This is a genomic window from Streptomyces sp. SX-6, from assembly GCF_059089585.1.
On sequence record NZ_JBTHHU010000002.1, the window covers coordinates 428,306 to 450,710 of the forward strand.

At 72.0% G+C, this 22,405-nt stretch carries 18 protein-coding genes; 7 read left to right on the forward strand and 11 right to left on the reverse strand.

Annotated elements, in window-relative coordinates; genetic code table 11:
* The first annotated feature begins 46 nt into the window (after positions 1 to 46).
* Together ACV530_RS03935 and ACV530_RS03940 are read left to right on the forward strand one after the other, a co-directional pair.
* Positions 47 to 1,516 carry an MFS transporter gene (locus ACV530_RS03935; protein ID WP_494330794.1) on the forward strand — a complete coding sequence of 490 codons (1,470 nt, stop codon included), beginning with the start codon at positions 47 to 49 and terminating at the stop codon, positions 1,514 to 1,516.
* A 42-nt stretch (positions 1,517 to 1,558) separates the two neighbouring features.
* Positions 1,559 to 2,269, forward strand: a complete 711-nt coding sequence (locus ACV530_RS03940) for an alpha/beta hydrolase (RefSeq protein WP_494330795.1) — start codon at positions 1,559 to 1,561, stop codon at positions 2,267 to 2,269.
* A 116-nt stretch (positions 2,270 to 2,385) separates the two neighbouring features.
* On the opposite strand, the gene panD is transcribed toward ACV530_RS03940, so the two are convergent.
* A complete protein-coding gene (panD, locus tag ACV530_RS03945; RefSeq protein WP_494330796.1) occupies positions 2,386 to 2,802 on the reverse strand; it encodes an aspartate 1-decarboxylase in 417 nt (138 codons plus the stop codon).
* Between the two features lie 252 nt (positions 2,803 to 3,054).
* Between panD and ACV530_RS03950 the strand changes: the two genes are divergently transcribed.
* Complete coding sequence (locus tag ACV530_RS03950; protein WP_494330797.1) at positions 3,055 to 5,934, forward strand: MFS transporter; 2,880 nt, start codon at positions 3,055 to 3,057, stop codon at positions 5,932 to 5,934.
* A gap of 239 nt (positions 5,935 to 6,173) precedes the next feature.
* Entirely contained in the window at positions 6,174 to 6,596 is a 423-nt protein-coding gene (locus tag ACV530_RS03955; protein ID WP_494330798.1) for a helix-turn-helix domain-containing protein, read from the forward strand.
* On the opposite strand, the gene ACV530_RS03960 is transcribed toward ACV530_RS03955, so the two are convergent.
* The 3 genes from ACV530_RS03960 to ACV530_RS03970 all read right to left on the reverse strand — a co-directional run bounded on the left by ACV530_RS03960 (position 6,582) and on the right by ACV530_RS03970 (position 10,256).
* Positions 6,582 to 8,684: a SpoIIE family protein phosphatase gene (locus ACV530_RS03960; RefSeq protein WP_494330799.1), complete on the reverse strand. Its 2,103-nt coding sequence runs from the start codon at positions 8,682 to 8,684 to the stop codon at positions 6,582 to 6,584. The genes ACV530_RS03955 and ACV530_RS03960 overlap by 15 nt on opposite strands.
* Positions 8,685 to 8,809: 125 nt before the next feature.
* Entirely contained in the window at positions 8,810 to 9,394 is a 585-nt protein-coding gene (locus tag ACV530_RS03965) for an ATP-binding protein (RefSeq protein ID WP_494330800.1), read from the reverse strand.
* A gap of 217 nt (positions 9,395 to 9,611) precedes the next feature.
* Positions 9,612 to 10,256, reverse strand: coding sequence for a DUF4360 domain-containing protein (locus ACV530_RS03970; RefSeq protein ID WP_494330801.1), 645 nt, complete (start codon positions 10,254 to 10,256; stop codon positions 9,612 to 9,614).
* 453 nt (positions 10,257 to 10,709) lie between these two features.
* On the opposite strand from ACV530_RS03970, the gene ACV530_RS03975 reads away from it, so the two are divergent.
* Entirely contained in the window at positions 10,710 to 11,081 is a 372-nt protein-coding gene (locus ACV530_RS03975) for a helix-turn-helix domain-containing protein (protein ID WP_494330802.1), read from the forward strand.
* A 15-nt stretch (positions 11,082 to 11,096) separates the two neighbouring features.
* Here the strand turns inward: ACV530_RS03975 and ACV530_RS03980 are convergent, their stop codons facing one another.
* The 6 genes from ACV530_RS03980 to ACV530_RS04005 all read right to left on the reverse strand — a co-directional run bounded on the left by ACV530_RS03980 (position 11,097) and on the right by ACV530_RS04005 (position 16,392).
* Positions 11,097 to 11,888: a hypothetical protein gene (locus ACV530_RS03980; protein WP_494330803.1), complete on the reverse strand. Its 792-nt coding sequence runs from the start codon at positions 11,886 to 11,888 to the stop codon at positions 11,097 to 11,099.
* A gap of 143 nt (positions 11,889 to 12,031) precedes the next feature.
* On the reverse strand, positions 12,032 to 12,748 hold the full coding sequence (locus ACV530_RS03985) for a hypothetical protein (RefSeq protein ID WP_494330804.1): 717 nt from the start codon (positions 12,746 to 12,748) through the stop codon (positions 12,032 to 12,034).
* A gap of 161 nt (positions 12,749 to 12,909) precedes the next feature.
* The gene (locus ACV530_RS03990) at positions 12,910 to 13,902 is read right to left on the reverse strand and encodes a helix-turn-helix domain-containing protein (RefSeq protein ID WP_494330805.1); all 993 of its coding nucleotides are present in this window, start codon (positions 13,900 to 13,902) and stop codon (positions 12,910 to 12,912) included.
* 54 nt (positions 13,903 to 13,956) lie between these two features.
* Positions 13,957 to 14,730 (reverse strand): polysaccharide deacetylase family protein, encoded by a 774-nt coding sequence (locus ACV530_RS03995; protein ID WP_494330806.1) that lies wholly within the window; start codon positions 14,728 to 14,730, stop codon positions 13,957 to 13,959.
* 64 nt (positions 14,731 to 14,794) lie between these two features.
* Positions 14,795 to 15,520 carry a polysaccharide deacetylase family protein gene (locus tag ACV530_RS04000; RefSeq protein WP_494330807.1) on the reverse strand — a complete coding sequence of 242 codons (726 nt, stop codon included), beginning with the start codon at positions 15,518 to 15,520 and terminating at the stop codon, positions 14,795 to 14,797.
* Between the two features lie 68 nt (positions 15,521 to 15,588).
* Positions 15,589 to 16,392, reverse strand: a complete 804-nt coding sequence (locus ACV530_RS04005; RefSeq protein ID WP_494330808.1) for a universal stress protein — start codon at positions 16,390 to 16,392, stop codon at positions 15,589 to 15,591.
* A 283-nt stretch (positions 16,393 to 16,675) separates the two neighbouring features.
* Here ACV530_RS04005 and ACV530_RS04010 point away from each other — a divergent pair, with 283 nt between their 5' ends.
* Positions 16,676 to 17,737, forward strand: a complete 1,062-nt coding sequence (locus ACV530_RS04010; RefSeq protein WP_494330809.1) for a DUF4034 domain-containing protein — start codon at positions 16,676 to 16,678, stop codon at positions 17,735 to 17,737.
* 212 nt (positions 17,738 to 17,949) lie between these two features.
* Here ACV530_RS04010 and ACV530_RS04015 read toward each other — a convergent pair whose 3' ends face one another.
* On the reverse strand, positions 17,950 to 19,524 hold the full coding sequence (locus ACV530_RS04015) for a Na+/H+ antiporter (RefSeq protein ID WP_494330810.1): 1,575 nt from the start codon (positions 19,522 to 19,524) through the stop codon (positions 17,950 to 17,952).
* Positions 19,525 to 19,730: 206 nt separating this feature from the next.
* Between ACV530_RS04015 and ACV530_RS04020 the strand changes: the two genes are divergently transcribed.
* Positions 19,731 to 22,277 (forward strand): sensor histidine kinase, encoded by a 2,547-nt coding sequence (locus ACV530_RS04020; protein ID WP_494330811.1) that lies wholly within the window; start codon positions 19,731 to 19,733, stop codon positions 22,275 to 22,277.
* Positions 22,278 to 22,405 lie beyond the last annotated feature (128 nt).

Genomic DNA, 22,405 nt, shown 5'->3' on the forward strand with positions numbered 1-22,405 from the left:
GCACCGTTCCGATGCTGTGGGAAGTCTTCGAACGAAAGGACTTCTCATGCGGAAGTGGTGGCCCCTCGTGGCCGTGTGCCTGGGGTCGTTCATGCTGATCACGGACACCACCGTGGTGACCGTGGCCCTGCCGGACATGGCCGACGACCTGGGCGCCTCGCTGTCCGGGCTGCAGTGGGTGATGAACATCTACACCCTCGTCCTGGCGGCGCTGACCCTCAGCGCGGGGTCGGTCGGCGATCTCCTCGGACGCCGTACGGTCTATCTGACCTCGCTCGTCCTGTTCGGCGGCTCGTCCCTGGTCTGCGCGCTGGCGCCGAACCCCGACGTGCTCATCGCCGCCCGGGGCGTGCAGGGCATCGGCGGCTCGGCCCTGTTCGTCACCGGCATGGCCATCCTCGGCAGCATGTACGACGGCAAGGCCCGCGCCGGTGCGATCGGCGTGTGGTCGGCGGTCGTCGGTGCGGCCGCGGCCGTCGGGCCCGTACTCGGCGGTCTGCTGACCCAGGCCCTGGGCTGGCAGGCCATCTTCGCCGTCAACCTTCCCGTGACGGTGCTGACGGTCGTCCTGACCCTGCTGTTCGTCGAGGAGTCCAGGCCCGCCGACCGGGCCCCGGTCGACGTCCCGGGCATCCTGTCCTTCGGCGTCTGCTCCGGCGCCCTGACCTTCGCGCTGATCAAGGCGGGGGACAGCGGCTGGACGGCCTCGTCCACCCTGGGCCTGTTCGCCCTGGCCGCGCTCGCGCTGGCCGTCTTCGTCACCGTGGAACTGCGCTCGCCGCACCCCATGCTCGATCTGTCGGTCTTCCGGAACAGGTCCTTCCTGGCGATCATGACCGGCACGTTCGCCGCCGCCTGGGGCTTCGCCTGCCTCGTCTTCACCTCCCTGTGGCTGCAGTCCGCGCTCGGGCTCGGCCCCGTCGAGGCGGGTCTGGCGATGCTCCCGCTCGCGGCCACGACGTTCGCCGCCTCCACGCTCACGGGCAAGCGGCTGCACGGGGTCTCGCCGAGGCTGACGATCTCCGTCGCCTTCGCGCTCACCGGCGTCGGATGCGGCCTCAACGGCCTGCTGCTGGGCGGTGGTTCAGGGTGGGCGACCCTCCTGCCCGGCCTCGTCCTGATCGGTGCCGGTGTGGGGGTGGGCATGCCCGCCACCAGCTCCGCCGTGTTCGCCTCCGTGCCCGTCGAGCGCGTGGGCATGGCGTCGGGGGCCATGGCGACCTTCCGCCAGCTCGGCCAGGCCCTCGGCGTCGCCGTCCTCGGCCTGCTCTTCACGCACACGCTCCGCTCCTCCCTCGCCGGCCGGGTGACCGACGTGGACGGGGCCGTACGCACCCTGAGCGGCGGCCGGAGGACCACCGTCGAGGCCCTGCGCGACGCGGGCGCCCACGGGCTGGGGGTCGTGTATCTCGTCTCGGCGGCGTTCGCCCTCGCGACGGCGGGCCTCGCCCTCGCCTGGGTACGCGGCCCCGTGCCCGCCGCCGCTCCCGTACGGGAGACGGCCGACGCCCGCTGATAGCTTCGCCGGGACAAGTCGTACGACCGGAAGGGCCCTTGCATGCCGACCCGACTCGAGATGCCGCAGCTCCCCAACGGCAAGTCCGTCGACGTCCACCGGCCCGGTACGGCCGCCACGGCACTGCCCACGGTCCTGCTCTGGCACGGGATCAGCCCGGACGACCGCGCCGCCCTGCGGCCGTTCGCCCGGGCGGTCGCCGACCGGGGCGTCCTGGTCATGGTCCCCGACTGGCGCTCCGACGCCCCGGACGGTGGGCGCGCCCACCTCCTGGACTCGCTCGCCTTCTGCCGTGCCCACGCCGCCGCGTACGGCGGAGACCCGGAACGGATCGTCCTCGCCGGCTGGTCGGCAGGCGCTCCCGCCGCTCTCGGCGTCGCGCTCCACCCCGAAGTCGCCGACGGATGGCGGCCCTCGGCCGTGGTCGGGATCGCCTCGCGCTACGACCGGCCCGCACGGACCACGGGGATCCCGCCGCTGGACGACCTCGCCGCGGCACTGTCCCCGGTACCGGTCCGGCTCGTGCACGGCACCGGGGACATGGTCATGGGGCCCGAGCACTCGCGGACACTGCTGGTCGCGCTCACGGACCGCGGCTGGTCCGCCCGGCTCGACGAGATACCGGCCGACCACGCCGGCGCGATCATGACGGAGTACGACCCGCGGTCGGACCGCTGTGTGCCGAGCGAGGACGAACAGGTCCTGGCGGCGGGAGAGTTGGCGGCCCGGATCGTTGCGGAAGCAACGCGTTAGGCGGGCTTGTCGAAGTCCGGTGCGGTACCGCGTCCCGAAGGGGCGCGGGGAACTGCGCGACCAGCCACGGACGGCCCGCAGCGGCATAACCTCACTTCCGCGGAGCGTAGACGCGCTCAGCTTTCGACGCGGTCCCCGCGCCGCAGGCCGGAGCCCTCCGGCACTGCGGCCGGGTCGCTGCCGAGATCCACCACCGCGTTGTTCTCGTCGACGAAGACGACCCGCGGCTCGAAGGTCCTGGCCTCCGCGTCGTCCATGGAACCGTAGGCGATGACGATGACCAGGTCGCCGGGGCTGATCAGACGGGCGGCGGCGCCGTTGATGCCGATCACGCCGGAGCCGCGCGGGCCCTCGATGACATAGGTCGACAGCCGGGCGCCGTTGTTGATGTCGACGATGTCGACCTTCTCGCCGGGCAGGAGATCGGCCGCCTCCATGAGGTCGGCGTCGACGGTGAGCGAACCCACGTAGTGCAGGTCGGCCTGCGTCACGGTGGCGCGATGAATCTTGGACTTCATCATGGTGCGGAACACGGAGAACTCCCGGAGATAGGCTCCCTGCCTGCTTTCTCGCAGGTCAAGGGCGACCTCCTCACTTTACATGGCACAGCCTGTCACATCGATGCGCACGATCGATCAACAGCGATCACCTGTGGCCAGTAACCGACTTCCTCTCCCGCGGCATCATGTCGGCTAAATACGCTCGGAAAGCCGCCTTTCGGTCTTTCGGTCATGTACGCCTGCGCAGAGGGGCAGATGCTGTACAAACCCAGGAGCCGCCTGCTCGTGCCGGCCGTCTTGGCCGTGATCGCCTGGCTCGACTGGCTGAGCGCTGTGACCTCGCGCACCGTGACCGCCGCGGAGGGCCGGTACCGTCGCTGGACCGCTCTCGCGGTGGTGCTGGTGGCCTCGTTCATGGATCTCCTGGACGTCACCATCGTCAATGTCGCCGTCCCGGGGCTCCAGAAGGACCTGGACATCGCCTATACGTCCGTGCAATGGGTCACGGCGGGATACGCGCTCGCATTCGGCACGCTTCTCATCACCGGCGGGCGGCTCGGTGATTTCTTCTGCCGCAAGCGGATGTTCCTGACCGGCATGGGCGGTTTCACGGCCGCCTCGGCACTGTGCGGATTCGCGCCCGATGCCTCGGCACTGATCTGTGCGCGAATTGTCCAGGGAGCAATGGCGGCGCTGATGCTGCCCCAGGTCCTGGCGCTGATCCAAGTGACGTTTCCCGCGAGCGAGCGGGGAAAGGTCTACGGCTTCTACGGAGTGAACGTCGGAGTGGCCACGGTATCGGGCCCTCTCATCGGCGGATGCCTCATGGACGCGAATCCGCTCGGTCTGGGATGGCGAGCGGTGTTCCTGGTGAACGTACCGATCGGCCTCGTCGGCATCGTGATCGGCATGCGCTTCCTCCCCCGCTCCCGGGATCCGCATGCCGCACGGCTCGACCTCATCGGCGCCGCGCTGGCCACCGTCGGGCTGCTGATGCTGATCCATCCGCTGCTGGAAGGGCGCGAACTGCACTGGCCGCTCTGGGGCTTCGGGTCCATGGCCGCGTCCGTCCCAGTACTGGTCTTTTTCGCCGCATACGAAAACCGGGTGGCGCGCAAAGGAAGATCCCCGCTGGTCGCGCTGAGCCTGTTCACCATGCGGAGCTTTGTCTCCGGAATCAGTGTCCAATTGCTCTTCAGTGCGGCGGTCGGCATTCTCTTCCTGTCCTGGATGCTCTACATGCAGCTGGGCCTGGGGTGGTCGCCGCTTCATGCGGGCCTCACCGGCATCCCTTTTTCCGTCGGGACGGCCGTCGCCGCGGGTACGTCGGTCAGATATCTGGTGCCACGGTTCGGCCGTTTCGTGCCCCAGGCCGGCGTCCTCGTCATGATTGCCGGCATCGCACTCTTCGCCACCGGAATCGACCGGAACGGCACCGGGCTCCGGTCGGCCCAGATGGCAACGCCCCTGCTCGTCTGCGGCATTGGGCTGGGGCTGGTGGTCGCTCCGCTCGGCGATGTGGTGCTCACGGGCGTCCCGCGCGGGGAAGCCGGCTCCGCGTCGGGGCTGACCTCCAGCATCGTCCAGGTCGGCAACGCCATTGGCGTTGCCCTGATGTCGGTCTTCTTCTTCGGGCTGTTCGGCGGAGCGGCCGCGCACAGCGTCGACCGGACCGTACCCGAACTCCGGGTCCGGCTCGCCCGCCACGGGCTGTCAGCGGCTCAGGTCGACCGCGCCGTCGCCGGGTTCCGTACCTGCTCCGTGGACCGTGCCACCGCGAACGACCCCGGCCGGACACCGGCGAGTTGCACGCCGGATCCGCACAACCCACCGGATGCGGCGGTGGAGGAGCTCGGCGGGCGGGTCCGCGGCATGACGCTCTCCGATGCCTTCCGGCACACGCTCTGGTGGGTGGCCGCGTTCCTCGCGGTCGCCTTCCTGCTGATGTTCGCCCTGCCGCGGAACGTCCGCCGGCCCGGTTCCGTACCCCTCTCCCCCGAGCCGAGGGCCATCGCCCCGGCCGGCCAAGGCGATGGCCGGGAACGGCTTCGCGTGGCGCTCGTCACCGAAAGCTTCCTCCCGCACGTCAACGGAGTGACCAACTCCGTTGTCCGGATCCTCGACCACCTTCACCAGCAGGGGCACGAGGCTCTGGTCATCGCCCCCGGCCCGGGCCCCGCCGAGCACGGCGGGACGCCCGTGGTGCGCGTGCCCTGTGTCCGTGTCCCCGCTGTGAGTTCGCTGCCGGTGGGCCTGCCGAGCCGACGGCTGATCCGGGCGCTGCGCGACTTCCGGCCGGACGTGATCCACCTGGCGTCGCCGTTCATGGTCGGGGCCCAGGGGCTGTTGGTGGCCCGGCGGCTGCGTGTGCCGACGGTCTCCGTCTACCAGACCGACGTGGCCGGTTTCGCCGCCTGTTACGGTCTGGGGCCGCGTGCGGCGCAGGCGGCCTGGCGCCGCGTACGCCACCTGCACGCGATGGCCGACCGGACGCTGGCGCCCTCGCACTCGGCCGCGCAGGCCTTGTCCTCGTGCGGTGTGCCACGGGTCCACTTGTGGCCGCGCGGCGTGGACCTCGACCTGTTCCACCCGGGCCGCAGGGACCCCGCGTTGCGGGCCCGGCTGGCGGCGCCGGGGCAGCTGCTCGTCGGCTACGTCGGCCGTCTGACGCCGGAGAAGCAGGTCGACCGGCTCGCGGCTCTGCACGGTCTGCCCGGGATCCGGCTCGTGGTCGTGGGCGACGGGCCGAGTGCTCCCGCCCTGTGGCGGCTGTTGCCGGACGCCGCTTTCCTCGGATTCCGCTCGGGACCCGAACTGGCCGCCGCCTACGCGAGCTTGGACGTGTTCATCCACACGGGCGGGCACGAGACGTTCTGCCAGGGCGTCCAGGAGGCCCTCGCCAGCGGTGTTCCGGTACTGACCCCCGACGCGGGGGGCCCGCGCGATCTCGTGAGGCCCGGCGAGAACGGCCGTCTGCTGCCCGCCGATTCCCGTCAGGCCTTCGCCTCCGCGCTGCGGGACGCGGTCGACGAGCTGCGCGATCCGCTGCTCCGGCTCGAATACGCCATCGCGGCACGCCACTCGGTGCTGTCGCGCCCCTGGTCGTCCGTCTGCGCCCAGTTGCTCGACCACTATCGCGAGGTGCTCGGGACCGGCGCGGGCTAACGCACGGAAACGGCGGCGCTCACAGCACCCCCGTGGATGTGAACGGCCGCCGTCCGTGCACCGCGGACGTTAGCCATGCGTGTGAGCTCATTGCAACTTGCTGCAATCAAAGCGCAATGTAATGCACTAAATTCCGCGCTTCGGTACAAGCCCTGGCTCACTCATGATCAAGAAGTTAGAGTCCTCCGGTCGGAACACGACCGCGCCGGGGCCGCGGTGACCCGGGTGAGAGGTTGGTCATGAGTCAGGGGGCGGGGCCGGAGCCGCGTGCACGAGCCCTGGACGAGCGGATCCACACGGCGAAGTCCGATGTCGCCAGGCGGCTGCGGTACATACGCCAGCACCATCCCGACGGTCCGTTCACGCTCGAGGGCCTCGCGGCGCGGGCCGGGGTGTCCAAACGGACGCTGTCCCAGGCCGAGTCCGCCGACGGCTCGAACCTCACCCTCGAGACGCTCCTGAAGGTCTGCCAGAGCCTCGGCATCCGCCGCGACGCGTACTTCCTGGACGAGCAGGTCTTCCGGCAGGTGAACGCCGAACTCGCGGCACGGGAGGCGCAACCGGCCGGTGCGGACCAGCCCGCCGTGGACCGGCTCTCCTGCCTCCTGCGGGAGATCCACGTCTCGGTCGCCCAGGCGCAGGACGCGTTACGGGGCCTGTGAGCCCGACCGGCTCACCTGGGCGATGAGCAGGGCGGCGTCGTCCTGGTCGTTGCCCGCGCGCAGGGTGGACAGCAGCAGGTCACAGGTCTCCTCCAGGCCGAGCGACGGGCGGTCGAGGATGCCGACGAGCTCCTGCAGCCGCACGTCGATGGCCTCGTCCCGGGTCTCCACCAGACCGTCGGTGTACAGGACCAGCCGGTCGCCGGGTGCCAGCTCCACGGCGACGCTCTCGAAGGAGACGCCGCCCACGCCGAGGGGTGCGCCGGTGGGCAGTTCCAGCAGGAGGGGGCGCCCGTCGGGGCGCAGCCGGACCGGCGGCAGATGGCCGGCGTTGGCGGCGAGGCAGCTGCCGTCGTGGGGGTCGTAGACGGCGTAGAAGCAGGTGGCGATCATCTGGCCTATACCTATGGCGGCGAGGTCGAGGTGGTGCAGCACCTGCGAGGGGTCGAGGGCGAGGCCGGAGAGGGTACGGGCGGCGGTGCGCAGCTGGCCCATGGCGGCGGCGGCCGAGATGCCGCTGCCCATGACGTCGCCGACGACCAGCGCGCTTTTGCCCCCGGACTGCGGGATGACGTCGAACCAGTCGCCGCCGACCTGGTTCGCGCTGCCCGCGGGCTGGTAGCGGTAGGCGACCTCGAGGCCGGCCGGGCTGCTGGGCCGCTGGGGCAGCAGGCTGCGCTGGAGGGTCAGGGCGGTGGCGCGTTCGCGCTGGTACGAGCGGGCGTTCTCGATGCAGACGGCGGCGCGGGCGGCGAGTTCGCCGGCGAGGACGACGTCGTCCTCGCCGAAGGGCCGCCGGTTGTCGGTGCGCTTGAGGTCGAGGGCGCCGAGCACCTCGCCGCGGGCGATGAGGGGCACGGCGACGTAGGAGTGCAGCCCGGCGTGGCCGAGCGCGGCGGCGGAGGCCTCGTCGCGGGCGATGCGGCGCAGGTCCCCGGGGCCGACCTCCGGCAGGTGGACGGGGCGGCCGGTGCTCACGCACCGGGTGACCAGGCGGTCGGCGTCGTATTTGGCGATCTGCCCCGTCGGGTCGGCGGCCTGCGCCGCCTCGCGGGCGCCGGCGGTGTTCGCCGAGGCCACGGCGAGCGCCCGGAACACGGCGGCGCGGCCGACGGGCGGGGAGGACGAGGGGTGGTGGTTGTCGAGGACGCTGTCGAGGATGTCGACGGCGGCGACGTCGGCCAGGACGGGCACCACGACGTCCGCGAGCTCCCGGGCGGTCCGGTCGAGGTCGAGCGTGGTGCCGATGAGCACGGAGGCGTCGGCGATCACTTTCAGTCTGCGGCGGGCCTCGGCGGCGGAGCGGTCGGCGCGGTAGCGGTCGGTGACGTCCACGACGGAGGCGGCGAGGCCCAGCACATGGCCGCCGGGGTCCTCCAGCCGGTAGTAGGAGACCAGGCGGGCGTTCTCCTCGATGTGGTGGCCGGTGCGGCCGACGACGACCCGGTTGAGCTGCGGAACGCCGGTCGCCAGCACCTCGTGCATGGCGGCCTCGATGCCGGCCATGTCCTTGAGCGGCAGGACGTCGCGCAGGCGGCGGCCGATGTGCTTCTCGGCCGGCAGTCCGTTGATGCGCTCGAGGGCGTGGTTGACCATGACGTACCGCAGGTCGGAGTCGAGCACGGCGATCCCGATCGGCGACTTGTCCACGAGCTGGAGCGAGAGCGCGAGGTCGCGTTCGACGTCGCGCAGCACCGCGAGGTCGGTGGCGATGCCGAGGGCGTAACGGTTGCCGTGCTGGTCCTCGAGGCGCATGTTGCGCAGTTCGACGGGGCGGGCGCGGCCGTCCTTGTGCCGGACGGGGAAGACTCCGGCCCAGCTCTCGCCCTCGCCCATCACGGTGGCGAAGAGGTCCAGGACGACGCCGAGGTCCTTCTCGGCGACGAGCAGCCGGGCGGCGTACTGGCCGAGCGCGTCCTCGGTGGTCCAGCCGAAGAGCTCCTCGGCCTGCGGGCTCCACAGCACGATGCGGCCGTCCTGGTCGAGCACCACGGCGGCCACACTGAGCACGTCCAGCAGTCCGCCGGGCGCGTACGGAGGGTGGTCGGACGCACCCGGGCCGGGTCGGAATGCGTCGGTGGCGCCCATGCAGGTCCTCCTTGCGCCCGCTCGAAGTGCCGCGGCGGCGTCGTGAGGCCCTGTTCCGCGTGGTCAGGCCGCGGCGACGTCTTCCATGGTCTCTCCGAACCCGCTGACCGCGCAGCCCGCGGGACTCAGCGGGCCGTCCGGCCGGGCAGGGGCAGGGTGAACCAGACGGTCTTCCCGGCGGCCGACACGTGGTGTCCCCACTGGTCGGCGAGCTGCTCGACGAGCCATATGCCGCGTCCGCCCTCGCTGTCGAGTCCGGCCTCCGCGCACAGCGGCAGGCTGTTGCCGGCGTCGGTGACCTGGACGACCAGGCGGGCGGAGGTACGGGAGAGGGCGAGCTCGATGCCCTGTGCCTCGCCGGGGACGTGCACGATGGCGTTGGTGACGAGTTCGGAGAGCAGCAGCGCCGCGTCCGCCGTCAGTTCCTCGAGTCCCCACTCGGCCAGCAGGTGCCGGGCGAACCGCCGGGCGGCGGCGACGGACGGAGGAGCGGCCGGGAGCGCGATGGCGCGGGACGGCGGCGGGACCACGGGCAGGGAGCGGGCCGCCCAGCGTGCGGGCGGGCTGTGCATGCACCTGGGGGCGCCCCGGTCCCACTGGCCGAGGAGCCGCGGGGGACGGGCGGGCCATCCGGCGAACGGGTCCTGGGTGCCGGTGAGCGCGTCGGCCGTATGTGGGGGGATCAGGGTGTCACGGCTGAATGCTGGCATCGGGCTCTGTGCGATCGGGGAGAAAGTGAATTACTCAACATTCGCTCGGTTCCCGACAAAGGTCTATACCCTATCGGTCACCGCTCCCCTGCGGAGTGCGATGACCGCAGGTGGGAGCGGGTGCGGGAGCGGGAATGCGGAGTGAAGTCCGCGTAAACCCCGGGCTTCACTCCGCCGTGCTCCGCCTCACTCCGCCTTCATTCGGCAGGTACCGGGCCTACTTGGCCGGGCACTGCTTCCAGGCGAGGTGGTAGATCGTGTTGAGGCTGCCGTCCGTCGAGTCCATGGTCATGTAACTCGTGGTTCTCGTGGGGTCGGAGGTGCCGGGGTCGACCCGTATCTCGGTGTTGATGTTGAAGTTCCGCAGCTCGCCGCAGGGCGACCAGACCAGCGCGGCCACCGGGACGGTGTCGGTCACCTGCCAGTTGTCGCCGTACGGGCCCGCGAAGCCGTGTGCGCTCGGCAGCGTCTGGGGCGAGCCCTGGAAGTAGTACGAGGCCTTCTCCGTGCCCATCGCGCCGTTCTGCAGCGAGGCGTAGCCGCGGTAGTCGGCACTGGCGATCGCGTAGGTGTAGCCCTGCGGCACATGGACGTTCAGGTTGAGCTGGCAGTTCTTGCGCGCGTCGGTCGGCTTGGCTCCCAGGCCGACGGCGGCGAGGTAGTTGCTGTAGGTGACGGTGAACGCCGTGTTGTCGGGCGAGACCGCGACGGCCGCGGTGCCCCTGGGGCAGCCGGAGCCGTTGACGGTCGCGACCTCGATCACGATCTTGTCGGGCGGCGGGTTGTCGAAGGAGCTGTGCGGGGAGAGCGCAGAGGCGAACATCGCCGTAATCGCGCCCGCTGTGACCAGGCCACCAGGCATGGTTCTCCATTCGAAGGTCTTCGGGCGGCCGAGGCAGCCCGAAGAGGGGACGTTGGGACGACCCTGAAGCGACGGATTGCCGAAACGGTCTTGTTCATGGCTCCCCTTGAGCGGAAGGGGTCGGCCGACGGCATGTCGGCTTGTCGGCACGAGCGTCAGGATGCGTGGTGCCGGACCGGCGATGGGTGTCTTCAACGGCCATGCGTAAGCATGCACATGACACCCGCTCGGCCCGTGGGACGAGGAGCGTTCGGAATGATAGGGAGCGGCGGGGAGGTGCGCCAGACCCTTCGCGCAGGCCCTTCTGCGCCATCCTCCGGGCGCGCCGGGAAATCTGGCCGAAAGCTGTCGCCTGCCGCGTATCCGCTGGTCAAGGAACGGCCATGCGTCAACTCGGGCCCGCCGGCCAGGACTTTGCCCCGAAGCCGGCTTTTAGCTAAGCCTAAAGGTGGCATGCTGCTGGAAGCGGCTTCGTCACAGCAGCAGAGGAGAACGGCCATGGCCTGGCGGGAGAACGGAACGAGCGGACGCACCGCCGATGAAGCCGGGGCCCGGCTGGCGCGGCAGGCCACGGCATCGCTCGCGGGACTACTGGCGGAACGCGGGATGACGCGCAAGGATCTGGCCGACCGCATGGGCGTCTCACCGGGCAGGGTGAGTCAGATCCTCTCCGGTGACGAGAATCTGACGCTTCGTTCGCTCGCCGCCGTGGCCGCTTCCCTGGGCGCGCGCGTGGAGATCACGTTCTTCGACCCCGCCCCGGCCGACGACGAGATCGCCGCCGCCACAGCCGGATACTCCGCCGCTCTGACACCGGCCCCCTGACAGATCCCTCAACCCCTAGGACGGCGCCAACTGCTCGGTACCGTCGGCATCCTGACGGTATGTATGCCGCCGCCTGAGTTCGGCGATCTTGCGGTCGTCGCTGCGCTTGCCATGGGCGTGCTCGAGCTCGAGCAGATGCTTGAGGTACTGCTCGGCCTCCCCGAACGCCCGCCGCACCAGCCGCGCTTCCTCCCGCGTGGGACCCCGCCCCTGCTGCTGGCACGCCTTGTCGACACGTGTCTCGATGGTGATCCACTTCTGTGCCGCCGCGCGGACCTCGGCATGACGCTCGACGACCTCCCGCCTCAGGTGCGTACGCGCCCGGGCCGTACGCCCCGGCACGTCGACACGCAGCAGCAGATGGCTGCGCAGGGCGGTGGCGAAAGCGTCGAGGTCCCAGCAGTCCCGGAAGCCGGCCGCCATGCGGTCGCACCAGTCGGCCCGGTCCGTCCGCAGCCGCAGCGCAAGTTGATGGAGCATCAGCGAATCGCCCAGCGTCAGCACGGCCATCACCGCCCGTGCGCCGGTCTGTTCGCCCCGGCTGCGCGGCATCACCCCGGAACCCGCTATGGCCCCCACGGCCACCGGAGGAACGCTCGACGCGTGCGGCAGCAGCAGCCCGCTGGCCACGGCGGCCACGGCCGACGTCCACAGCATCACCCCTATCGACAGCCCGGCCGAGCGGAGCGAACCCAGCAGGCGCCCCTCCTCACGGAAGCGGAAAATCAGACACACCCAGCTCACGGGTGCGCAGACCGCGGCGGGCAGCACCCACTCCGCGATGACGGACGCCTGGTCCCCTGCCACTCACGCCCCCAGCTCCCTGCGGAAGGTCACGCAACACCAGCGCGCCGATCACCCGTTGATGTTGCCACCGGAGACGTCACCGCGTGCAATGATCCGGCCAAGCTACCGGTCGGAAGCCTCCACTCCACCCTCGATCCCCTCGCTCACTCCGCCCGGATGGCGCCCGGCACGTGGAGGGAGCGGGTGAGTCCGGTGATCCGGGAGCACGCCGTGGCGTACGAGGTGCCGGGCGGGTGCAGGGTGAGGACGGCCATGATCACGCGGTCGTCCGCGCCGGCCGTCCCGGTGGTGTGCAGGGCGGGACGGACCAGGTCCACCGCTCCCCCGGCGGCGGGCGCGGTGCGCCGGGGGGCCCTGTCGAACCCGGACCAGCCCTGCTTCACCGCCCAGGGCCGCGCGAAGGCGGCGGCGATGCCGAAGTGCTGGAAGCAGCCGTCGCTGCCGTGGCGGGTGGCCCGGCGCAGGTTCCCCATGACGAAGTCGCGGACGAACTCCGGTGCGTCGTCGAGCAGATACCGGTACACCCGTACGATGTCGGCCGCGGTGAGGGCCGAGTAGCCCCAGAAACCCGGGTGTTCGGGCGGCGGTCCGGCGGTGTCCCGCAGGCCGAGGCGCTCGGCGGTACGCCGGACGATGTCCGCGCCTCCGCGGTGGTCCCAGAAGTGGTTCGCCGCTTCGTCGTCACTGCTGCGGAGCATGACGGCCAGCCGGTCCAGGTCTGCCTCCGGGGCACGGTCCCACAACCGGTCCAGTGCCAGCAGCAGCTTCACGACCGAGGCGGACCGGAACCGCATGTCCGAGTTGAGCTCTTGCACAAAGGTGCCCGACTGCCGGTCGAAGACGGCTGTTCCGGCAGTCACCCCCGTTGGCACCTCAGCTCTGGTCGGACAATGCGGATCCTGCCGCACCGTCGGTCCCCCGTACCCCACGGCTTCCGTCTTCACGTACCAGCGTGGCCGAACCGGGGCCGCCCGGCCAGCCGATGTGACCCTGGTCTAATGCGCGAGGTCGGCCGGGGGGCTCATCCGGGCGGGCGGCTGGTGAGCAGGTCGGCGCCGAGCGGCGTGAGGGTGTGGTGCGCGCTGCCGCCCGCGCGCCGGGTGACGAGGAGGCCGGCCTCCCGCAGAACGGAGACGTGGTGGCTGGCGGTCGCGGCCGTGATGTCGGCGGACCGCGCGAGTTCGGTGGTGGTGCTCCCCCCGGCCACCGCCGCCAGCAGGGCCGCCCGGGTGCGTCCCAGCAGCGCGTCGAGGCCGTGCCCGGCCGGACCGCGGCCGGGCACGAGCTGGACGGGGCTGTGCTCGACCGGGTAGACCACGACCGGCATCAGGTCGTGACTGCGCAGGATCGTGGGCGTACGCCAGCAGAAGAACGACGGCAACAGCTGCAACCCCCGCCCCTCCAGGTACAGATCGCCCTGGACATGTGGCCCGTGCATGATCAGGACGGGCGGCTGCCACTCCAGGCAGGGGTGCAGCGTGCGCATCAGGTGGTCGAAGGGGCTCCCGGACCCGATCGGCACGGCCCGGGCCCGCAGGGCCAGGTCGGCGTCCACCTCGGCCCGTACCCGCGGCCAGTACGGGGCGAGGGCCAGCCGGTGGTACGACCGGATCGCCCGCCCCAGCTCCTGGAGCGCGTCCACGTCGCCGTCGGCGAGCGCCCGCGCCCCGGGCGGCAGCCGCCGCCCGGAGATGGCCAGCAGCGTCATGTCCTCCCGCAGCCTGAGGCGTGGCGTGGACAGCACGGCGCCGATGCCGAGTTCGAGTCCCCCGGTCGCCGCTGCCGGGGTCAGGAAGTCCGGCGAATAGCCGCGCGGCGGGGCCAGCGCGAGGAGGCGGCGCATGGCCGGATCCAGCCGGGGCGCGACCGTGCGGCGCCAGCGGTCGAACACCAGGGGTCCGTCGTCGGTCTGCAGCATGTGCATGCTGAGCAGCACCTCCCACAGGGGGTCGGGTGTCTGGGCCAGCCTCGTCTGCGCGTAGTCGTCCGCGCCGAAATGGATGCGCAATGCCATGGGCTCAGGCCTCCCCGTCCATGCTCCGTACGGTCCGCCAGGGGTTCTCGGGGTTCAACTACCCGGGATCCGCAAGGCCGGAAGCGTACGCAGATCGACCACTTCGTACCCCCGGGACCGGATCAGGTCGATGATCCGCGGCAGTGCCCGGGCGTCGAGGACCTCGCCGGAACCGTCGGCCGAACCGACGTGCATCTGCACGATCGCCCCCGGCGCGAGCACATCGTCCACCCGTCGCACCGCCTCCCGTACGGTCATGCCGCCCGCCGTGCCGAGGTAACCCTTGGTGTCCGTCGTCCATTCGACGTCAGTGAAGCCGAGGCGGTTGACCTCGGCGATGCCCTCGGGGGTCGTGTCGCCGTAGGGGAAGCGGAAGAAGGGCAGGGGTACGGTGCCCGACGCCCGGCGCAGGACCGCGTCCGTCGCCCGCACCTCCCGGACGGCCTCGGCCCGCGGCAGTCCCACGAAGGACGGATGGCTGTAGGAGTGGTTGGCGATGCCGTGGCGCCGCGCGATCGTGCGCACGGCGCGCGGGTGGCGCTCGGCGAACTGCCCGGTGAAGAAGAAGGTCGCGGGCACACGGCGGCGGCGCAGCACCCGCAGGACGTCCTCGATGCCCGCCTCGTCCCAGGCGGCGTTGAAGGTGAGCGCGACCTGGCGGCATCGAGTCGGGAACTTGCGGATCGCCCTGCCGTACGGCCCCTGGTCCGCCGTCGCGCTCCGCTCCGGGAGCGCGACAACGGCCGTGCGCTGCACTGGACTTGCCGTCACGGGCGTCGCGAGCACACCGAACGCCACGACGGCCGACAGGGCGTGAACGAGCCTCATGGTTCTCCCCAAGGTGCCGACCGAGGTGCCGACCAGGGTGTCGACCGAGGGAAGTATGAACCATTCAGTCGCGTATTGCCGGTATGTCGTCGGTGTAGCCCTTGCCGGCCAGGTCGGCCAGGATCCGGCGCATGGCCGTCACGCTCTGGCTGCGGTCGTTGCCCTCCGAGCCGTCGTGCATGAGGATCACTCCGCCGCCGCGGAACTCCTTGCGGTAGTTCCGGACGATCGCGTCGACGCCGGACCTCTTCCAGTCCTCGGTGTCGACGGACCAGCCGAGCGGCTGCATCCCGCGGGACGCGGCGTACTCCCGCACGACGCGCGTCCAACTGCCGCCCGGCGCACGGTAGTAGTCGATCGGCGCGTCCGGTACCGCGGCGTGGAGGGCGTCCGAGGTCTCCTGGATGGCGCGGCGCTGCTCGTCGGGTGTCTGACGGGCGGGGTCGGCGTGATGCATCGTGTGATTGCAGAGGTGGTGTCCCTCGCTGACGATCCGCCGGACGAGGTCCGGATACCGGCGCGCGTTCTCGCCTATGAGGCAGAACGTGGCCGTGATCCCGTGCTCGCTCAGCAGGCGGAGCACCTGGGGCGTCCAGGTCCGGCTGGGGCCGTCGTCGATCGTCAGGGCGAACGTCGGGGTCCCTGCTCCGGCGGCCGTCCGGCTCACCACGTCGGCCGTCGTCGCCGACGCGGTGCCGGGCAGGACAGCGGCCGGCACGACGACGGCCGCGGCGGCGGCGCACGCGAGGCGCCTGAACGTTGCTGTCCGCATCCGCATCCTCATCCTCATGGAATCTCCCTTCGACGCGGCGAACGCAGTATCCATGGCCTCGCGTCCGAAGGGGAGGGTGTGCGCGCTCAGTCATGAGGCACGACGGCCACCGGGCACCGGGCGTGGTGCACACAGGCGTGGGCCACGGGGCCGAGCCGCGGCACCAGGGCGGGCCGGTGCCTCTGTCGGCCGACGACCAGCAGGTCCGCCGTCCCCGCGAGGCGCACGACCGCCGGTGCGGGGCTCTCCAGCCGTACGGTGCTGGTCACCGGCACGGCCGGGTGGCGCTCGCGCCAGGGGCGCAGCGCCTGCCGGAGCTCCTGCTCGGCGGCCCGCACCAGTTCGCCGGCGAGGTCGTGGCCGGCGTCCCACGGCACGGGCGCCTGCTCCGGCAGCGGCCGTGCGTACAGCGCGTGCAGGGGTGCGCCGCGTGCGGCCGCCGCGCCGAACGCATACGCCAGCGGGGCGTCGCCGGAGCCGTGGGGGTCGACCCCCACGGCCACCTCCCCCGGCGCCTCGTGCGTACCGGCGCGCACCAGGACCACCGGGCAGTCCGCCCGGCCCGCGACGTGCAGGCCCAAGCGCGCGACCGGCGCCGGCTCGTACGAACCGAGCACGATCACCGCCGATTCCGCGGCGGCGGCCAGCAGCACGGCCACCGGTTCCCCGGCGGCCCGTTCGCCCGTGGCCCGCACACCGGGATGCCGGGCGCGCGCCTCCTCCAGGGCGACGCGCACGACGCGTTCCGCCCACGGGTCCCGCTCCCCCTCGGCGACGTGCAGCAGGCGCAGCCGGAATCCGCGCCGGTCCGCTTCCGCGGCGGCCCAGCGCGCGGCGGCCAGGCTCTCGGGGGTTCCGTCGACCCCGGCAGTGACGGCCGGCACGTTCACGGTGTCCACGGTACGTGCGGACGGTGTTGTGAGGGTGCGCACCCGTGCATACCCGAGGGCCCCGGGGGGGGCGATACCGGGCGCGATCCGACGCTATTCGGCGCCCGGCGAAATTCCGCCCACTCGCACCCCAATCGCACATATGATCCCTTGACCGTTGCTTTGCCGACTCTTCATCTGGGGGGGACCTCGCCCTGTGGGCACCACTCTGCGCGAACTGCTGCGCTCGTCCGCCGTCTGAACTTTCCCCTGCCCCTGTCCCTCGATCGGATTCTCTTCAGGCATGCTGCTGTCCCTCATCATCATCGCGGTGTCCGTCTTCCTCTGGATCAGGAGAAAGCGGCGAGCGGCCGCGGCGCCGTCCGCCGCCGAACTCGCCGCCGCGGGCTGGCTACCGCCGGAGCGTCAGAACACGGCGCGGTCCTTCGCGGACCCCGAGGCCGACGCCATCGAGGCGGCCCTCGCCCGGGGTGACTGGGAGCCCGCCGCGCGGGCGCTCGACGCCACGGGCACCGACTGGGAGCGGCGTTCCGCACTCGTCGGGATCATCGCCCACGCGGCGGCGAAGAACGACGCCTGGCTAAGGGACTGGGAAGCCGCGCGCCCCGATGACCCGGGCGCGGCCGTCGTCAAGGCGGAGGCGAAGATCACCGCGGCGTGGGACATCCGTGGCACGGCCTGGGCCAAGGACACCACGGCCGAGCAGTTCATGGGCTTCCACCGGGTGCTGGAGGAAGCCCGGGACGACCTCGATCGCGCCGTGGCCCTGGCCGCGCCGCAGGACCCCACTCCCTATGTCGCTCAGATCCCGCTGTACAAGGCCACGGGCGCGTCGCACGACATGATGCGGGAGCTGTGGGCCGAGATCACCTCGCGCGCGCCGTATCTCTTCGACGCCCACGCTTCCGCCCTCTCGTACTGGTACCCGAGGTGGCGCGGCTCCGAGGAACTGGTGCGCGAGTTCGCGTGGGGGACCGCGCGCACGGCACCGCCCGGCAACCTGATGACCATGCTCCCGCTCCAGCACTGGTACGACCACCTCGACGCGGACGCCCCGGACATCGCCTTCCGCTCGGTGGACCTCACCGCCATGGTCGACGCCGCGCTGATGGACGTGGCGGCCTGCCGTCCGGACCACCCCCGGCTGGCGAACGCACGGCACATGCTGGCGTACGTCCTGGCCAAGCAGGAGCGCTGGGCGGAGGCCGTGGAGCAGTTCCGGCGGGTGGACGGCTATGTGTCGGCCGTACCGTGGACCCACTACCCGACCAAGGAGGCGGAGGCCTTCTGCCTCTACCGCGACGCGGCGATCCTCGGCTCCGGGGCGCTCCGCAACGTCCGCTGACGCCCCGGTACGGCCGCCTCGGCCCGCTGGAGCACCGTTTCCTGGGGCTGCGCCCCAGACCCCGCTTGTCGCGGCTTCGCCGCGTTGCGGGGGACCAGGGGGCGTAGCCCCCGGACACCGCGCGGAGCGCGGTTCGGGGACCGGGGCGGAGCCCCGGAGGAAACGGCGAAAGGGCGGGACCGGGGCACAACTCCCCCTCGAGGCACGCGGCGTCACTCCTCACCGAGGCCGGCCTCCTCGAGGTCGAGTCCGCGCTGGAGGCGCCGCCGGGTCGTGTCGCCGATGCGGTTGTCCGCGTACAGGCGCCGCAGCTCGGCGGCCTCGGCGGATATGACCGTGCGCCGCAGTTCTCGGTAGTCGGCCGCCGAGACCCCCTCGTCGGGGCCGTCGCCCTGGTCGGCGTCGGCCTGGTCGAGGCGGGCCAGGAGCCCGCGGCGGAGCTGGTCGATGACGACCGCGGGCGCCGCGTCCAGGGACTCGAGTTCGTCGAGGCACTCCAGCCCGGCCCGGGCCAGGCCGACCCGGGCGCGCGCCTCCTCGCGGGCGGTGTGCTCGGGCTCCAGGGCGATGCCGGACCAGCGCACCACAGGGGCGAGGGTGAGCCCCTGGAGCACGAGGGTGAAGACGACGACGCCGGTCGTCAGGACGAGGATCAGCGAACGGTACGGCAGCGGGCTGCCGTCGTGCGCGGTCAGCGGGATGGACAGGGCCGCTGCGAGCGGCATCACTCCGCGCGTACCGGCCCACGACACCACCGCGGGGATGCGCCAGGTGCCGGAGCCGCCGCCGGGCCCGCCCGAACGGCGGCGCTGGATGAGGGCGTAGAGCGGGAGGATGCCCATCAGCCGCGCCACGATCACGGTGGCCGCGACGGCCAGGACGCCGAGCGGCCAGCCGTGTTCGCCGGCGGCGAGCTGACGGACCAGCACCGGCAGTTCGAGCCCTATGAGGGCGAAGACGACGCTCTCCAGCAGGAAGACCAGCGTGCCGTAGACGGCGTGCACCTGGAGCCTGTTGGCCGCGCTCGTGAGCTTGTGGCCGGTGCCGCCGAGCGCCACCCCGGCCACCACGACCGCGGTGACCCCGGAGGTGTGCAGGTCCTCGGCGAGGACATAGGCCGCGTACGGCGTGACCAGGGCCGTCACCGTCTCCAGCACCGGGTCCTCGGTGCGGCGGCGGATCAGGGCCACCGCGCCCGCGACCAGGCCGCCGGCCAGCGCCCCGCCGCCGCCCATGAGCAGGAACCGGCCGCCAGCCCCGGGCAGCGACACCGCGCCCCCGGCCACGGCCGTGCCGACGGCGACCTTGAAGAGGACCAGGCTGGTGGCGTCGTTGAACAGGCTCTCGGACTGCACCATCACCTGCACCCGCGGCGGAAGCGACAGCCGGCGTCCGAGCGCGGTCACCGCCACCGGGTCCGTACTGGCCAGCACCGCGCCCAGTACGAACGCCATGGCCCCGCCGAGCGGGGTGACGACGGAGGCGACCGCGGCGACGGCCGCGGCGGTGACCAGCACCAGGCCGAACGACAGGGCCGTCACCTGCCGCCACATCAGGCGCAGTTCGCGCCAGGGGATCTCCTCGGCGGAGGCGTACAGCAGCGGGGGGAGAACGACCACGCTGATCACCTCGGGCGCCACCCGGACGTCCGGTATCCAGGGCTGCATGCCGATGACGACACCGCCGATGACCAGCAGGGAAGGCGCGGGGACCCGCCAGTGGCGGGCGCCCGTGGCGACCAGGGTCGCGAACACGACGAGCAGAAGGATGGCGGTCAGGGCGGTCACGTACTCATTCCCCCGTCGAGCTGCGGCACGGCTGACATGCGTCTGCCTGCCGACCAGACTTCCCGGCGCCCCGCAGAGACCTTACCCGACGTCCCGACCGGGCCCTTCGGGCTAGGAACGCGTCAACGTCGCTGTTGCGAAGCACGATTCGACGCTTTTCGACCCGACCATGGCAGGAGAACAAGAACAGAAGAAGGAGCGATTCGATGGTGCAGGACGGCCTTCCGACCGACGCGCCGGGTCCGCGTCCCGGCAGGCTCAAGGTCTTCCTCGGAGCGGCCCCGGGCGTCGGGAAGACCTACCGGATGCTGGACGAGGGGCACCGCAGAGCGCGGCGCGGAACCGACGTGGTGGCGGCCTTCGTCGAGTGCCACCGGCGCCCGCACACGGAGGCCAAGCTCGAGGGGCTGGAGACCGTGCCCCGGGCGCGGCGCACCTACCGGGGTACGAGCCATGACGAACTCGACCTCGACGCGGTGCTGGAGCGCCGTCCCGATGTGGTGCTGATCGACGAGCTGTCGCACACCAATGTGCCCGGCACCCGGCACACCAAGCGCTGGCAGGACGTCGAGGAGCTGCTCGCGGCCGGCATCGACGTCATCACCACCGTCAACATCGAGCACCTGGAGTCGCTCAACGATGTCGTCGTGAAGATAACGGGGGTGCCGCAACGGCAGACCGTGCCCGACGAGTTCGTGCGCCGGGCCGAGCAGATCGAGCTCGTCGACATGTCCCCCGAGGGCCTGCGCCGCCGCATGGCGCACGGCAATGTCTACACGCCCGAGAAGATCGACGCCGCGCTCTCCCACTACTTCCGGGTCGGCAACCTCTCCGCGCTGCGCGAGCTGGCCCTGCTGTGGGTCGCGGAGCGCGTCGACGAGGCCCTCCAGCGGTACCGTGCCGAGCACGGCATCGGGCGGGTCTGGGAGACCCGCGAACGCGTCGTGGTCGCCATCACCGGCGGCCCCGAGGGCGAGACCCTCATCCGCCGCGCGGCCCGGATCGCCGCCCGGTCCTCCGGCGGCGACCTGCTCGCCGTCCACATCGCCCGCAGCGACGGGCTCGCGGGGGCCTCGGCCGCCGCGCTCGCCAAACAGCGGCAGCTCGTCGAGACCCTCGGCGGCACCCACCACACGGTCGTGGGCGACCATGTGCCCACCGCCCTGCTGGACTTCGCCCGCGCCGAGAACGCCACGCAGCTCGTCGTCGGTGTCAGCCGGCGCGGGCGGCTGCGGCGGCTGCTGACCTCGCGCGGCGTGGGCGAGGAGATCATCGAGTCGTCGGGCGACATCGATGTCCACATGGTCACCCACGAACGGGCCGGACAGGGCCGCCTGTTGCCGGAGACCGGCAGCGGACTGCCCTTCGCCCGCCGGATCGGCGGGCCCGTGGCCGGCTGTCTGCTGCCGCTGCTGCTGACCGTGCTGCTGCGGCCCGTCTCCGACGCCTTCAGCCTCAACCTGACCAGCGAGACGCTGGTGTTCCTGCTCGCCGTCGTCGGCGTGGCCTGCATCGGCGGCGTGGTCTCGGCGCTGCTCGCCTCGGTCACGGCCTCGCTGCTGCTGAACTATTACTTCATCGCCCCGGCGCACCACTTCGCCTTCGCCGGCGCGAACAATGTCCTCGCCCAGGTCGTCTTCACCGTGGTCGCCGTCACCGTCGCGGCCATCGTGGACCGTTCGCTGCGGCTGGGCCGCCGGGCGGCGAGCGCCACCGCCGAGGCCGAGACCCTCTCCTCGCTGGCGGGCGGCATCCTGCGCGGCGAACAGGCGGTCCCCCTGCTCCTCGAGCGCACGCGCGAGACGTTCGGCATGGAGACGGCGGAACTGCGGTCGCGCTCGCGCGAGACGGAGCCCGTACGGGCAGGCGAGCCGTCCGGCGACGGGCCCGCGGAGGCCGAACTCGTGGTGGCCGTGGGCGCGGACGGCGAACTGGTGCTGCGCGGGCGGGCGTTGCCCGCGACCGAGCACCGGGTCCTCGTCGCGTTCGCCGCGCATCTGACGGCGGCCGTCGAACACGCGCGGCTCGCGGAGGCCGTGGCCGAGGTCGAGCCGGTCAAGGCCGCGGACCGCATGCGTACGGCCCTGCTCACCGCCGTCAGCCACGACCTGCGCACCCCGCTCGCCAGCGGCTGGGCCGCCGTCAGCTCCCTGCGCAGCCGCGACGTCGAGTTCTCCGCCGAGGACCGCGAGGAACTTCTCGCCACGGCCGAGGAGTCGATGGCCCGGCTCAACCGGCTCGTCGACAACCTCCTCGACATGAGCCGCATCCAGGCGGGTGCCCTCGACCTGCATCTGCAGCCGACCGCCTTCACCGAGATCGTGCCGCTCGCCATGGGCACATTGGCGGAGGCCCCGCCCGTGCCCGTCACCGCCCAGGACCTGGAGGCCGTGCCGGACGTGCTCGCCGATCCGCCGCTGCTGGAGCGCGTGATCGCCAACCTGGTGGCCAACGCGGTGCGGCACTCGCCGCCCGGCCGCCCGGTCACCGTCACCGCCAGCGCGCTCGCCGCGCGCGTCGAACTCCGCGTCATCGACCGCGGGCCCGGCATAAGCCCCGCCCACCGCGAGCGCGCCTTCGCGCCCTTCCAGCGCCTGGGCGACACCGACAACACCACCGGCCTCGGGCTGGGACTCGCGCTCTCGCGCGGCCTGACCGAGGCGATGGGCGGCACGCTCACCCCCGAGGACACTCCGGGCGGCGGCCTGACGATGGTCGTCTCCCTGCCGGCGGCTGCGGCTGTGGTGGTGTGAGGGTGGGGGGCGGGGGGTGGGGAGTTGTGCCCCGGTCCCGCCCTCTCACCGTCTCCTCCGGGGCTCCGCCCCGGGCCCCGAACCGCGCTGTCGCGCGGTGTCCTGGGGCTCCGCCCCCTGGACCCCCG

What these genes read in the sequence shown, in the direction of transcription:
- ACV530_RS03995 (WP_494330806.1), bottom strand. Translation starts at nt 14,730, where the DNA reads ATGAGGCTCGTTCACGCCCTGTCGGCCGTCGTGGCGTTCGGTGTGCTC.
- ACV530_RS03975 (WP_494330802.1), top strand. Translation starts at nt 10,710, where the DNA reads ATGCTGCTGGAAGCGGCTTCGTCACAGCAGCAGAGGAGAACGGCCATG.
- ACV530_RS04000 (WP_494330807.1), bottom strand. Translation starts at nt 15,520, where the DNA reads ATGAGGATGAGGATGCGGATGCGGACAGCAACGTTCAGGCGCCTCGCG.
- ACV530_RS03955 (WP_494330798.1), top strand. Translation starts at nt 6,174, where the DNA reads ATGAGTCAGGGGGCGGGGCCGGAGCCGCGTGCACGAGCCCTGGACGAG.
- ACV530_RS03965 (WP_494330800.1), bottom strand. Translation starts at nt 9,394, where the DNA reads ATGCCAGCATTCAGCCGTGACACCCTGATCCCCCCACATACGGCCGAC.
- ACV530_RS03940 (WP_494330795.1), top strand. Translation starts at nt 1,559, where the DNA reads ATGCCGACCCGACTCGAGATGCCGCAGCTCCCCAACGGCAAGTCCGTC.
- ACV530_RS03990 (WP_494330805.1), bottom strand. Translation starts at nt 13,902, where the DNA reads ATGGCATTGCGCATCCATTTCGGCGCGGACGACTACGCGCAGACGAGG.
- ACV530_RS03935 (WP_494330794.1), top strand. Translation starts at nt 47, where the DNA reads ATGCGGAAGTGGTGGCCCCTCGTGGCCGTGTGCCTGGGGTCGTTCATG.
- ACV530_RS03960 (WP_494330799.1), bottom strand. Translation starts at nt 8,684, where the DNA reads ATGGGCGCCACCGACGCATTCCGACCCGGCCCGGGTGCGTCCGACCAC.
- ACV530_RS03970 (WP_494330801.1), bottom strand. Translation starts at nt 10,256, where the DNA reads ATGCCTGGTGGCCTGGTCACAGCGGGCGCGATTACGGCGATGTTCGCC.
- ACV530_RS04020 (WP_494330811.1), top strand. Translation starts at nt 19,731, where the DNA reads ATGGTGCAGGACGGCCTTCCGACCGACGCGCCGGGTCCGCGTCCCGGC.
- ACV530_RS04010 (WP_494330809.1), top strand. Translation starts at nt 16,676, where the DNA reads ATGCTGCTGTCCCTCATCATCATCGCGGTGTCCGTCTTCCTCTGGATC.